Source organism: Geobacillus sp. FSL K6-3411, assembly GCF_037965715.1.
GTDB lineage: Bacteria > Bacillota > Bacilli > Bacillales > Anoxybacillaceae > Geobacillus > Geobacillus thermodenitrificans.
Map to the genome: position 1 here is coordinate 3,432,618 of NZ_CP150187.1, position 13,894 is coordinate 3,446,511.

Annotated in this window: 11 protein-coding genes and 1 pseudogene; 3 read left to right on the forward strand and 9 right to left on the reverse strand. The window is 44.4% G+C overall.

What is annotated here, in order from left to right; genetic code table 11:
• Window positions 1–276: 276 nt before the first annotated feature.
• Window positions 277–576, reverse strand: coding sequence for a hypothetical protein (locus NSQ22_RS17495; protein WP_339263948.1), 300 nt, complete (start codon window positions 574–576; stop codon window positions 277–279).
• Between the two features lie 359 nt (window positions 577–935).
• Here NSQ22_RS17495 and NSQ22_RS17500 point away from each other — a divergent pair, with 359 nt between their 5' ends.
• Entirely contained in the window at window positions 936–2,225 is a 1,290-nt protein-coding gene (locus NSQ22_RS17500) for a glycoside hydrolase family 3 N-terminal domain-containing protein (protein ID WP_339263950.1), read from the forward strand.
• A 288-nt stretch (window positions 2,226–2,513) separates the two neighbouring features.
• Here NSQ22_RS17500 and NSQ22_RS17505 read toward each other — a convergent pair whose 3' ends face one another.
• The 4 genes from NSQ22_RS17505 to NSQ22_RS17520 all read right to left on the reverse strand — a co-directional run bounded on the left by NSQ22_RS17505 (window position 2,514) and on the right by NSQ22_RS17520 (window position 7,555).
• Complete coding sequence (locus NSQ22_RS17505; RefSeq protein WP_339263951.1) at window positions 2,514–3,416, reverse strand: ROK family protein; 903 nt, start codon at window positions 3,414–3,416, stop codon at window positions 2,514–2,516.
• Between the two features lie 152 nt (window positions 3,417–3,568).
• Window positions 3,569–5,008: a glycoside hydrolase family 1 protein gene (locus NSQ22_RS17510; RefSeq protein ID WP_100660539.1), complete on the reverse strand. Its 1,440-nt coding sequence runs from the start codon at window positions 5,006–5,008 to the stop codon at window positions 3,569–3,571.
• Between the two features lie 3 nt (window positions 5,009–5,011).
• Window positions 5,012–6,112, reverse strand: a complete 1,101-nt coding sequence (locus NSQ22_RS17515) for a helix-turn-helix domain-containing protein (RefSeq protein ID WP_011888348.1) — start codon at window positions 6,110–6,112, stop codon at window positions 5,012–5,014.
• Between the two features lie 156 nt (window positions 6,113–6,268).
• Entirely contained in the window at window positions 6,269–7,555 is a 1,287-nt protein-coding gene (locus NSQ22_RS17520; protein WP_171355707.1) for an extracellular solute-binding protein, read from the reverse strand.
• A gap of 524 nt (window positions 7,556–8,079) precedes the next feature.
• Between NSQ22_RS17520 and NSQ22_RS17525 the strand changes: the two genes are divergently transcribed.
• Window positions 8,080–8,532, forward strand: a complete 453-nt coding sequence (locus tag NSQ22_RS17525; protein WP_008881388.1) for an N-acetyltransferase — start codon at window positions 8,080–8,082, stop codon at window positions 8,530–8,532.
• A 399-nt stretch (window positions 8,533–8,931) separates the two neighbouring features.
• On the opposite strand, the gene NSQ22_RS17530 is transcribed toward NSQ22_RS17525, so the two are convergent.
• From NSQ22_RS17530 to NSQ22_RS17540, 3 genes and pseudogenes are all read right to left on the reverse strand, one after another.
• Entirely contained in the window at window positions 8,932–9,384 is a 453-nt protein-coding gene (locus NSQ22_RS17530; protein ID WP_339263954.1) for a VanZ family protein, read from the reverse strand.
• Between the two features lie 269 nt (window positions 9,385–9,653).
• A pseudogene (galU, locus tag NSQ22_RS17535) lies at window positions 9,654–10,541 on the reverse strand (UTP--glucose-1-phosphate uridylyltransferase GalU).
• Between the two features lie 551 nt (window positions 10,542–11,092).
• Window positions 11,093–11,857: a CpsB/CapC family capsule biosynthesis tyrosine phosphatase gene (locus NSQ22_RS17540; protein ID WP_171355499.1), complete on the reverse strand. Its 765-nt coding sequence runs from the start codon at window positions 11,855–11,857 to the stop codon at window positions 11,093–11,095.
• 279 nt (window positions 11,858–12,136) lie between these two features.
• On the opposite strand from NSQ22_RS17540, the gene NSQ22_RS17545 reads away from it, so the two are divergent.
• Window positions 12,137–13,075, forward strand: a complete 939-nt coding sequence (locus NSQ22_RS17545) for a LytR family transcriptional regulator (protein WP_171355498.1) — start codon at window positions 12,137–12,139, stop codon at window positions 13,073–13,075.
• Between the two features lie 33 nt (window positions 13,076–13,108).
• On the opposite strand, the gene NSQ22_RS17550 is transcribed toward NSQ22_RS17545, so the two are convergent.
• Window positions 13,109–13,894, reverse strand: a complete 786-nt coding sequence (locus NSQ22_RS17550) for an SGNH/GDSL hydrolase family protein (RefSeq protein ID WP_008880656.1) — start codon at window positions 13,892–13,894, stop codon at window positions 13,109–13,111.

The window sequence follows — 13,894 nt, forward strand, 5'->3', positions numbered from 1 at the left end:
AACTCCCACCCTCCAGCACTTCCGTCCTCGATTCCATCACCTTAGCGCCCCGTCCCTACGTTGAACAAAATCAACCTTATGATGTAGTACATCTTATTTCGCAACACCGCCGTTATGCATCATTTTACCGGCGTTTTGCGCTGTTTAGTCCGTTTCCGCACTTCCTTCCTTAAACGCTTTTATCCAGCAACGAGCCAAACGATCTGTTTTTTGTCTTTGGATTCAAATGTGAACATAGAGAGTTGGGCGAAAGAACTGCAATATGATATGATGCACCTAAAAAAATTCACTTCCCGCTGCACCACCCCAGACTTCCCCCGGACATTCATGGATGTCGTTCACAAACTGGATAATGGCTTGGACAGTATCTTCCCCTTTCCCATAAGCGTTCGATCGAATTCCGTTGCGGTGAATACGGAGGAAGGACACACTGTCCTTCCACAACAACTCTCTCACCATCACAAGCCGAACCGCCAACGCACACTGGCAAAGATAAGCGTTTTTCATCTCCCGTTCCTGCTTGTGAAGTGTCTGAGACGGCCATCCGTAGTCATGGATGATTTTCAGCCGGTTCATGTCTGATTCCGACCGCTTTCCTTAGGAACGGTATCACCGGAGCAGGCACTACGTAGGCGAAGGTTAACTTTTCCATATCCAATGAGCATGTATATAGAAACGAATGGGGTACAATCGACGTTATTACTATTAGAAATATCTCATATATTGAACTAACATCCTTCGCTGGCAACGGAGATGGGACGGATACTAGCATGTCATGAAGGAAAATGGACGTTTGGTGCTTGATGAAGCGAATATTCAAAAATTAGACTGGGTGAAAAGCAATGAAGCATTCTCGAAGTTCTAGAAGAAAGGCAAAAAAACGAATCTCATGGGCGTCAATTCTCGTAGTTTCTCTACTGTCTGTCGCCTTATGCTTGTCTACTTATGCTTTAGTTAGCCGAGAACAATCCGATTCAAAGACCGTTCCCCCGAGCAGCAGCTCTGAAAAACGAAACAGCGGGAACAGCCAACAGCCGCAAGCGAACGAACCGACAGAACAAAACGACCAACAATCACAAACCAATGAAAACAACGGAAACGATGAACCCCAACAAACAAGCATCACCTTTTTTGAGCCATCGTCTGATCGAAACAAAAAAATTGATCGTCTGATGAAAACGATGAGCCTTCGAGAAAAAATCGGCCAACTCGTCATTGTCGGATTTCCATCGACCGAGCCCGATGAAAACGTAAAACAAATGATTCGCCAATATCATGTGGGCGGGGCCATTTTATACGACCGCAATATGAAAACACCGGAACAAGTCGCCACCTTGACGAATGATTTGCAGCGGGTCGCCTTGGCAAGCCGATTCAAAATCCCACTCGTCTTTAGTATTGACCAGGAAGGGGGAAAGATTGTCCGAATGCGACAATACGTTTCCCCAATTCCTTCCCAACAGCAGCTAGGGCAAAGCAAAGACGATGCCAAAGTGTATCAAATCGCCCACCGAACGGGAACAGAACTGGCCGCGATGGGGATTCAAATCAACTTTGCACCAGTGTTGGATTTATCGGCGACTGACAGCCGTTCGTTTGGGGAAGACCCTGTGTTGACAGGACGGTTGGGGCAACAAGTGGTAACGGGGCTGACCGATGCGGGTGTGACGGCTGTCTTGAAACACTTTCCGGGAAACGGGCGCAGTCAAGTCGATCCGCACCATGACAGCTCTTCCGTTGAGGCCGGGATGGAAGATCTTGAAAACAAAGACATTCTTCCATTTCGACAAATCATCACAAACATCAACCATGACCGTTTCTTTGTGATGGTCACACACATTAAATACCCGGTATACGACAAAGAACATCCCGCCAGCCTTTCCTCTGCGATTATTCAACAATTGCTGCGGGAGAAATTGGGCTATGAAGGCATTGTCGTGACAGACGATTTGGAGATGGGAGCGGTAAGCAAGTATTTCACCTATCGGGAACTCGGTTATCGCGCCATAGCGGCTGGCGCTGACTTATTGTTGGTTTGCCACACGTTTGACCACCAAAAAGAAGTGATCGACGGCATATGGGACGCCGTCCAAACGGGAAAACTGTCAGAAGAACGAATCAACGAATCCGTGAGAAAGATTTTAGCCTATAAACTGTCCCAGTTCCCTTCCATCGAAAACGTTTATGTCGATCCCGCAAAAGCAAAGCAAGTGGTAGGAAACTAATCGATCCCCTTTCGAGCCATCGTGAAACACTGGAATCATCCCCCACCTGCGCAACCGCGAAGAGGTGGGGGAGATTGTTTGGAATGCCTTCCCTACGGCGCCGAGCCATCTCTGTGCATCCTACGGTTTGGCTCCCCTATGATGACCGTTAGTGATCCCTCTCATTGAAGAGATTCCGAGCGACGTCATGATTCTCGTATGGTGAGCACACCCACTCGCGTATCACGGATAGGCCACCATTTCACCTCATCCTGCTAGCATCCACAACAGGAGCACAACTGATTTGGTTTATGTTGAACCTATATTGGAATACTCTCTGATAAATCCATAAACCGCCCCCAAAAGATTCGCATCTTGACGAAAATGACAAGGAGCAATTTGAGGTTTCATCTTTGCCAAATGGATCACTGACAGGATTTGCTCCAACTTCTCGTTAATTCTTGGTATGAGTTCATTGTTTGCGCTAATTCCCCCGCCAATGAGGATAATTTCTGGATCATAAATATACTGTAAGTTGTAAATACCTACGGCTAAATAATGATAGAATCGATCCAGTGCCTGAAGACAAACTTCATCTCCCTTTTCCGCTAATCTAAAAATCTCTTCCCCATCAATGGCATTCTCATCGATGTTTTTTAACCGTGCTACCGTGCGTACTAGCGCCTTTGTTGAGGCAATCCTTGACCAAACATCATTGTCCCCTTTGATGTCTGTGGTTAGGAGCATGTATCCGAATTCTCCTCCATGCAAATGACCCCCTTTATGTAAATGACCATTTTTAAAAACAGCCCCGCCGATTCCAGTACCAATCACAACAACTAAAACATCTTTCTTCCCCACACCTGCTCCACGCCACATTTCCGCAAGTCCTGCACAATTGGCATCATTCTCTAAAAAAACGGGTTTTTTCACTCTTCTTTGAACCAGTTCTTTCATATTTGGCCCATGAATATAGGGAATGGCACTTGAACCGTATATAACCCCCTCAGGGGAAACTGCTCCTGGAGTGCTAATAGCAATCCCCTCAACATCCTCGTGTTCTAGAGCTCTTTGTTCAATGAGCGCTAAAAGTTCCTCCAAATGATTTGGGGTTTTTTCTTTTGTTTTATCAATCATTTTTCCGTCGCCATCGATCACTCCGCTCTTGACGAATGTTCCCCCAATATCAAATGCGATACATTTCCGATTCATCTTTCCACTCCTAAAAATGAACAAATCGAATCCACGTGAATGATGTTGCTCTGAAACGAAAAGTGGTACTTAATTTTTCATGGATAGTTAGTCACACGTTGTACAAGAAGTAAAACAACCATTCACACGTATTCTTCATGATCAGCTGCTAATTATTTATAAAAATGATCATTGTTTGCCTCAAACTGTCTTGTTTGGATCAGGTTTTTATACCAATAAGCAGACTTTTTCATTCTTCGATTTCTATCATCATCCAAATCGATTTCTACTAAACCATACCGATTCTTGAAAGCATTCATTGGAGAAACATTATCCGTAAAAGCCCAAAGCATGTATCCTTTGCAGTTAGAACCTTCTTCAATTCCTCTTAATAACCATTTTAGATGCTCACTAATGAACTCAATCCGATAATCATCTTGAATGACACCGTTTTTATCTTTAAAGCGGTGTTCGTTTTCAACCCCCATGCCATTCTCAGTAACAATCCATTCGATGTTACCATACTCTTCCTTGATACGAATGGCAAAGTCATACATAATTTTTGGGTATATTTCCCACCCTCGGTAAGGGTTCATCTTTCGACCCGGCAACTCAAAGTGTTCATAATAAAATTCTGGATGAAAAGGGGTATTTGGATTCCAGGCTGTCGTCCTAGCTTTTACTCGTTTAGGCATATAAAGATTAATCCCTACGAAATCAACCTTATTTTCTTTAATGATCTGCAGCTCTTCATCGTTATACTCAAAGGAACAGTCATGTTTTTGCATTAAATCAAAAAGCTCATTCGGATACTCCCCTTTAATCATCGGGTCTAAAAACATCCGATTAAAAAATAAATCATACATTTTCGCTGCTTCGATATCATGTGGGGCACTGGATCGTGGATAAACCACCTCAGGATTTAGAATGACCCCGATCTTACTCTCTCTATGTTGACTCGTATATGATTGGTGGAACAGCTGAACAACCTTCGCATTCGCTAGGGTTTTATTAAAATTCCATTGCATCCATTTCTTCGTGTTTTGTTCATAAGGCCATCGGACAGCATCTAGATAAACTCTTGTTTGGATGACAATGGGTTCATTGAAAGTAAACCACCATTTCACTTTATGGGCATATCTTTCGAATACTTTTTCTGCATATTTGACAAACAAATCAACAACGTGTTTTGATCCCCAACCTCCGTATTTCTCAAACAAGACTCCGGGGATTTCGTAGTGTTCTAGACATATCATTGGTTCTATTCCGTTTTTCAATAACTCATCAATCACATTCTCTATATAATTTGCATACTCTTCATCAACGACAGCATGTTCGTAGTCAACCAAAAACCTTGACCAATTAATTGATGTCCGATAATGCGTAAGACCAATTTCTTTCATGAATTGAATATCTTCTTTATATCGATTGTAAAAATCAGTAGCAATCGTTGGTCCGTACCCGTTATGCCAAACCTCCCGATGATTTTTATACCAAAGATCTAAATAAGAGTCTTGAAAGTCTTTTTTGCCAGACCACCCTTCCGTTTGCCAAGCAGATGATGCAGCACCAATGATAAAATGATTCGGCAATTGCATACCAATTTTCTCCATGCCTTATCCTCCTAGCTCTCTATTGTACAAATTTCGATATTCTGTTGGAGTCATGCCTGTAAATTTCTTAAATACCTCGACGAAATACTTATACTCATGGAAACCGACATTGTTAGCGATCACACCCACTCGAAGAGAAGTTTCAGAAAGCAGTTTCCTCGCTTCGTTAACTCTTAGAAGGTTGACATACTCGTTAAATGTTTTCCCGGTTTTTTGCCTAAATATCGTACTGAAATAATTGGCTGAAATATTGACTACATTAGCGACTTCACTCGCTTTGATCGGTTCTCGATAAAACTGACGAATGTATTCCAAGGCTCTTTCAATTAGCCAATCATTGGTTTCTTCATGATCCAAACCTAACTTCTCGATAATAGTGACTAGATCTTCTTCAAACATCTTTTGTAGAATCAGATCGAACGTTTTTAGGCTTCCTGAGATGCATAAAACGATCGCCACTAGGATGGTATCCCAAATCATCGGGATAGTGATTTTCCATGTGGTCACCCATTCCGAAGCCCCATCGATTTTCGCTGATTCTAACACCTCGTTCGGAATATTTTGCAATGCGGCGAGAAAAATAATTAAATATAACCCAACAAACTGCCATACAATGACCACAAGCACGGAATACAATGCTAAGTCCGGGTCGCCCAACCAGTTTTGTGTTAAGAAGTCTAACCCTATACTTCTGAGAAACTCATTGATTAATCCGTATTTAGAATTATAAACTAAATTCCAAGTGATCGAGATCACAACGGTCGATAATACGACTGGTAAAAAGCCAATCGTTCGAAATAGTCTAGACCCCTTTAGCTTTCTATTCAGTAGGATGGCGATCAATAACGCGATCGGCACTTGACCGAACACAGACGCAAGTACGACCAATATATTATTTTTGACCGAATTCCAAAAATCAGGATCCTTTAACAATTCCACAAAGTTATCCAGCCCCACAAAGGTCATCTCTGATATCCCGTTCCACTTCATGAGGGAATAATAAAACGATTGCAAAATAGGTAGAATGGCAAAAACGGTGTATATCAATAGAGCGGGAAGGATTCCAAGCCATATCCCCATGGTTGTTTTCTTGTTTATCTTCATCACAGCTCACCTTTGAATAGAGATTCGTGTCCCGAGTGACTCGGGACACTCCCCAAATGTAGATTCATAGCGGCTTAATCAACCTCATGTTCGGCCATCCAACACTCGAGAAAGACAAGGTCCAAATGAAAGCAATGGTATAGAAGTGAACATGTTTTATTTCATTTTTTCTAGTGCATCTTGCATTTCTTTAGCTAGCTCTTTCGGGCTTTTTTCCCCTAATGTAATCGCCTGCAGCCCATTGTTAATGATGTCGGTTAATTCCGCAGGTAATGTCGCATCATAAACCGGAGCCAATCCGCCTTGAACAAAGCTATTCGCTGTTTTGAATATCGCCGGTGTTTGGCTATCCATTTCAACGTTTACAGGCACAATAATATTTGCCTTAACAAGATTTTGATATAACGTCTCACTATAGTAGAATTTCAGGAATTCAAAGGCGGCCTCTTGTTCCTCTTTCGTTAATTGTGAGCTCAACGCGATGCCCCCGCCTGCTACACCGGATATGCTAGACGGTTCACCCTTCCCTCCTTCAAATGTTGGTAGCGGAGCAACGCCAATGTTATCAATGTTTTCTACGTTATCAAGAATTGGCCCAATTGCCCAAGAACCTGCAAAGTGCATAGCGGCAGATCCTTTGATGAACTCATTTCTCGCCGTCGCCTCGTCGATCGTATTCATATCTTCGTTAAAGGCATTTAATTTCGTCAACTCATCGATCACAGATAACGCTTGAATAAAATTCTTATCGACAAAGGAACCTTTGCCACTGAGCACATTAGGCAAGAAATCACTACCCGTAAAACGATCAGCAATCGTTGAAATGTATACGGATTGAAGCGGCCAAGTTGCCTTGTTTCCTAATGAAATAGGAGTGATTCCCTCTTTATTGAGAGCGACAATCAACTTTTTCAAGTCTTCATAAGTTGTCGGAAAATCACTGTAGCCAGCTTTTTTAAGGAGTTCTTTGTTGTAGAAAATCAAACTCGTTAAACTGACATTGGAAGGTATGGCGTAATAGCTCCCTTTGACCGCATAATCATCTAAAATGGATTCTGGAATGGACTCTTTCCACTGATCGATGATGGGATCAAGCGGAAGCAACGCGCCGCTTTCCACAAGCACAGAAGTTCTTTCGCCAGGCCATACACGCATCATGTCAGGTAATTGGTTACCCGCAGCTTGTGTTCTTAACTTTGTTTCATATTGATCATGAGGAATGGTTTCCAAAACGATCTTTATATCATCATGCTGCTCGTTAAACTTCGAGATCATATCTTTATAAACAGTATTTTCTGGACGATCTTCAGTCCAGTCGGTCCATAAAGTCAGTTCGATCACGCCATTCTTGGCGCCAGATGCCTTCTCCTCCCCACCATCATTACATGCGGCTAGAGCCAAGAGAAGAAGCAAACTCAATACGACCAAACCTACTCTTCTCATTTCTGTATTCTCCCCCTTCTGTTTTGTCGGCTTGTCACTATACTGGAATCGCAAAAATACGAAAGATGATATGAAACGCTTACATCAATTATAATGAAAGGCCTTTCATCAGAATATCCGATAAATCTACAATAATATCCATTTTTTTTGAAAATTAACTCAAAGTAAATCCCTAGTTTGTGGTCAGAGCTTGTCTTTGTTTCATGGGGTACCATGCAAACTCTTCAGCTATGTATTTTAAGTCGTTGGCATGATGGAATACACTCGTCTTTCAGCGCGGATGCTAATTTGACGGGAGGAATGGTCTCTTCCATCAACGAATATGCTGCTCTCGTAGATGTTTATCTTACATGCCTGTGCATAAACATATCAAGAACATCATAAGAGCATTTCCCGTATATGCGAAACGAACGACCTCTCCGATTTCTTGATCAAAATTAATGGAATCTTTGATTGCATATAAACACAAAATATCGTATATTTATAAAAAAGAATCTATTATTATACGATAGCGAGGGAGCCCGATGCAAATTGACCATGCCGTCACCAGTGATGTGAAAGAAATACATGCATTAATTCAACACTTTGCGGAAAAGGGATTGGTTTTGCCGCGCTCATTATTATCCATCTATCAGCACTTGCAATGCATGTACGTAGCAAGGGAAAACAACCAAATCGTTGGAGTAGGAGGATTACATATCTTAGGGCATGATCTGGGGGAAGTTCGTTCGTTAGTCGTATCCTCCGATCATATGGGGAAAGGAATCGGACGCATGCTCGTCAACCATATTACGAACGAAGCAGCCCGACTCGGGGTAAAACGATTAATCTCCTTCACTTACCAAATCGAATTCTTTAAAAAATGCGGGTTTGAAATCGCGGAAAAAGCAACGTTGCCCGAAAAAGTATGGATCGACTGTGTGAGTTGCCCTAAACTCGATTGTTGCGATGAAACGGCCATGATCAAATACATTTGATCCTCCTCCCACCTGCGCAACCGCGAAGAGGTGGGGGATTCTTTTTAGAAACGCTCTCCTAATGGCAGGCGATGAATCAATCACTGCCCCCGTGCGTCCCACGATTCCGCTGCCTGGCCAAAGCAACAAACAACGCCCTTCTTGCAAGAATTTGGTACAAAGGGAACATCCATAACGGGAGACACCAATTCATCCTTCCACTCATGCTAGAACGAGGGATTCTTCTCAGCTCGATGGGATAAAAAAACAACCGCCCCTCTACGGGGCGGTTTACATGATCATCCTTTTCGCAACTTACATATAGGCAAAATTATTTGATTAACTATTCAGACTAATTAATCTAAAAATAAATAATCTCGAACATATAAAATACCACACTACAAAAGACATGATCCCCCCTTACCGAACCGACTGCTCATACGACTGGCGCACCTTCCGCATCGACATCCATACGATCCATAACGCCAACGTTGCACCGATCGCATCAATGACGACATCTGACAAAAGCGGCGTCCGCTCAGGGTGAAACGACCGATGCCACTCATCCAAACAGGCATAGATGACAGTGAACACCCACGCCCCCACCATCGCCCACCGCCGCGGGTAGAGCGCCCGCCATACGATAATTGCAAGCAAGCCAAACACAGGCATGTGAGCGAACTTACGCACAAAGTAATTCCAAGACCACACGCTATCATCACTAGTAGTAACATGGAAAAACGACAGCTGCTTGATCATTTCACGAATCCAGTTGGCCGTATTGGCACCGGTAAATAGGGGAGATTCAGTAAAGTAATAAATGATCCCGCACCGAACAAGAACAACTGCCCAAGTCATCCATCGATTTTTCATTTCATCACCTAACTAATTCCAATGATCGCTCCTCTTTGTTCAATAATTCCCGTTTTCGCTTTTGGATATAATAGCGGATCATTTTTTCTAGCTGTTCGAGGGTTTCGAGTGAGTGAACATCTTGCAAAATATAGCGGATGGCCTTTTTGACGGATTTCGGTTGTTGCTGGAAGAAAGACATGGGAATCACCTACCGTTACGATTCATCAAACACTTGCGTCGTCCTTCACTATAATTAAAAACGAGCCATATGAATGGGGCTTGTTATACTATACGTTTATATGTTGCTTTGTTTGTACTACGATGTTCTCCATAAATTCAAGCAAATCGTCTCTTAATTCTTCATTTTGCACCGCAAACTCAATCGTCGTTTTGATGAATCAGAGTTTCTCGCCGACGTCGTAGCGTTTACCTTCGAATTCGTAGGCAAAGACGCGTTGGATTTCGTTCAGCTTTTGAATGGCGTCAGTGAGTTGGATTTCGCCACCAGCGCCGGTTTCTTGTTTTTCAAGGAAGAGGAAGATTTCCGGTGTAAGGATGTATCTTCCCATGATCGCTAAGTTGGACGGCGCGGTGCCAGGCGCTGGTTTTTCAACGAATTGGCACACTTGGTAGCGCCGGCCGTTTTGTTCGATCGGGTCGATGATGCCGTAGCGGTGTATTTCATGATCGGGTACTTGCTTGACACCTATGACGGAGCTCAACGTTTGTTCGTATTGATCGATGAGCTGTTTCAAGCACGGCGGGTCGGCTTGGACGATATCGTCACCAAGTAAGACCGCGAACGGTTCGTCGCCGATAAAGTTTCTTGCACACCAGACGGCGTGTCCCAACCCTTTTGGCTCTTTCTGGCGGATGTAGTGAATGTCGACTTTCGACGGTTCTTTCACCTTTTCAAGCAAGTCGTATTTGCCTTTTTCCATTAAGTTTTGTTCGAGCTCATAGGTGTTGTCGAAATGATCTTCGATGGCACGCTTTCCTTTTCCGGTGACGATGATGATGTCTTCGATTCCTGAGGCGATGGCTTCTTCAACGATGTATTGGATCGTCGGCTTATCGACAATCGGCAGCATCTCCTTCGGCATCGCCTTTGTCGCCGGAAGGAAGCGCGTTCCTAAACCCGCCGCTGGAATGATCGCTTTGCGTACCTTTTTCACGTATGTAACCTCCTATGTATTGGTTGGCCCATATGCCTCCGCGCATCGGTGCCGCACGAGTGATACCGATTCGCCGACGCACATGGCATAAAACATCGTCCCTTCTCGGGATTTCATTTGGCATCTTCCATTTTGTTTCATGATCAATGAGTGTAGAAAACAAGGTTAGATCGGGCATCTAACCCGCCCTCACGCCACACCCTCGACGACGGGCGTCTAAGGTGATAGGACCGTCATCGTCCCCACCCACGGCATGGCCGAGTGCCTCCGTTGATAACGATAAGGAGACATCGCCGGCACAAAAAACGAAGAAAAACGGCCTGTCTTTAAGACACGACAACCATCACAGCGAATCACTCGTTGCTTAGGTAAAACTGTCCTAAAGAAAGAGCCGTTGCGGTATATGGAAAACGCTACGCTCTGTGACGTTGCGCCGTCGGTTCGACATCGGTTTTGTTTCTCCTACAGGACAATTAGTCAATTTTCGACGGTGAACGAAAAAAAGAAAAGGTGTATTGCATTTACCGATCATCCTCTTAATATAAAAGAACTCAAAAGAGACTTAGAAATTTTTTCTTTTTTACCCGTTCTGGCTCGTCGCGGAAGATGGCTTGGCCGCGAATGAGCAGCTCGGCGTTTTCTTGGAAGTAGTAAACCATGTTTGCGCCGTATTCTTTACGAATGGCGCTGTACGCCTGGCGCAAGCGAAACGGGCGAGTTTTCAAGTTATGAGCGTCTGAGGCGATGAAATGGGCTAAGTTCGCCTCGATGAGTTGAAAGGAGAACGTTTTGATTTTCTTGCCGAAATGCCCTGTGATACTGGACGCAGTCAGTTGAGCGAAAGCGCCGTGTTTGATGAGCTGGTAGAGCTGATCAGGGTTTTCAATAATTTCAGCGTTTCGCTCTGGATGGGCGATGATGGGCATCAATCCTTTCAGCTGCACGTCGAACAGCAGCTGTTCGGCATATCTAGGTACATGATCAGGTGGAAATTCGATCAATACGTATGGCGTATCGGCGAGCGCCATCACCTCATGACGCACCACGCCGTCAAGCAAATCGCCGTGCAGCCGCACTTCCTGCCCTGGGAGCACCGTCAAAGCGATGCCGCGCTGTTTCAGCTCGTCATTCAGCTCAGCTGCTAGCGCGAGAATCGATGATTTCGGGTTGTCGTAATTTCCGTTTTGGTGATGAGGAGTGGCGATGATCGTTGTGATGCCCTCATCCGCTGCTGCTTTTGCCATGGCGATGGCATCATCCATCGTTTGCGCTCCATCGTCCATGCCGGGCAAAATATGGGTATGAATGTCGATCATCGTCACCCCTCCTCACTTTTTGTTGGTACTAAATACCCCTTTATGAACATCGGAAAAACGGACTATCGATTTCTGCTAAACAATCATTATGGTAACATAGGAAAATAGATCTATCAATAGACGGAATTTGTCGAACGCTGTCGAAACGGAAATAAAATTCCTCTATCTGTGGGTTAAAGTGGAAAATGGGCAAGACGGCTTCCGGTTGTTTTCTCATAAAAAACATTCTATAATTGAGGTGATATGAATGAAAATTTTTTGTGTAAAGGAAGAGTATAAATGAGAGCAAAACGTCGGAAAAAGAAGAAATGGCTCCGATGGCTGGCGGGGGTATTTGTTGTGCTGCTGCTTGGATTAGGAATGTTTTCCTATTCCATCTATCATAATCTCAAACAGACGGCGAACGAGATGCATGAAAAAGTGAACTGGAAGTCGGAAAAGCGCCAAGAAGAAGTATCGTTTGAGCGGAAAACACCGATTTCGATTTTGTTAATGGGTGTCGATGAGCGGAAAGGGGATAAAGGACGCGCCGATACGCTTATCGTCTTGACAGTCAATCCGAACAAGCAATCGATTGAAATGGTGAGCGTGCCACGCGATACGAGAACGGAGATTATCGGTAAAGGGATGCAAGATAAAATCAACCACTCGTACGCTTTTGGCGGGGTTGAGATGACAATGGCGACGGTCGAGCACTTCTTGGACATCCCCATCGATTATTACATTAAAGTCAATATGGAAAGCTTTCGCGATATCGTTGATGCCGTCGGCGGGGTGACTGTGAATAATCCGTTTGCCTTTACGTATGGTGGAACGTACTTCCCGAAAGGGGAAATTACGCTAAACGGGGAAGAGGCGTTGAAATATTCGCGCATGCGGAAAGAAGACCCGCGTGGCGATTTCGGGCGTCAAGATCGCCAAAAACAAATCATTCAAGCCATTATTGAGAAAGGCGCTAGCTTCTCATCACTCACGAACTATAGCGATGTACTCGCCGCGATCGGGAAGAACATTAAGACGAACTTGACGTTTGAGGACATGAAAGAGATTCAGGCAAATTACAAAGACGCCCGCAAGCAAATTAAGCAGCTGCATATTAACGGCCAAGGGACGAAAATTAACGGTATCTATTATTTACTCGTACCAGACAGCGAGCGGACGGCGATTTCGAATGAGTTAAAAGAGCATTTAGAGCTATCAGCAACAGCATCACGATAAACAAGACGCGCACCCGATTGAGGTGCGCGTCTTTTATTGGGCAATGAAATATTCAGCCAGCGCCTCCGCCCATCGTTTAGCGCCTACCGTAGTCGAGAGGTCGCTTTCTGGATCGACGTATTGATCGATTTCCTTGCTTTTGTAGTCGGGCCACGCAGTCCAATGGTCATAGTAGGCGTAATGTTTTTCCTTAGCGAACGCTTCAAGTTTTTCGACTTGTTTTGGATAGTATGTAGCGTTATAAATCGGGTTGGGCGGCTGTAAGATCACGACCGCATTGGGGGCGGCGGATTTGAGTTGACCGATGATCGACTCAATATGATCGAGCGTATCATCGATAACAATGACGCCGTTGTCATTTAACAAAAACGGTTCAAGCAAAACGAGATCGGGTTTGTCATTCGCCCAGTCAGCGGCGATGCGCTGCTTGTCGGCGTCGGCGGTCGTCAACCCTTCATATTCATGGACGGTAATTTGGAACGTCCCCTCGCCGTATGCTTCGTCGAGCGCCTGTTTCAATAAGTCGGGCCAACCGCCTTTCTCCGGTGTTGATTCGGAACCAGCAATGACGAGGCGGATCGGGCGATTTTCTTCGACAGCTCGTTTGATGGCGTTCTGTGCCGCGGCAGGCAGCTGTTTGGTGCGGGCAAGGATCGCTTTCGTTTGATCGGCTTTTTCTTCTTGTTGGCCGGATGTTTCCATTTTCGCCCGTGCCGCTTGTACTGTAGCGTCGATCGTTTGTTTCCAGTACAAGTGTCCAACAATGGTAAAGGATAGGCAAGCGGCAGTGATCAAAAGGATAAAGACGAAGTTTCTCAA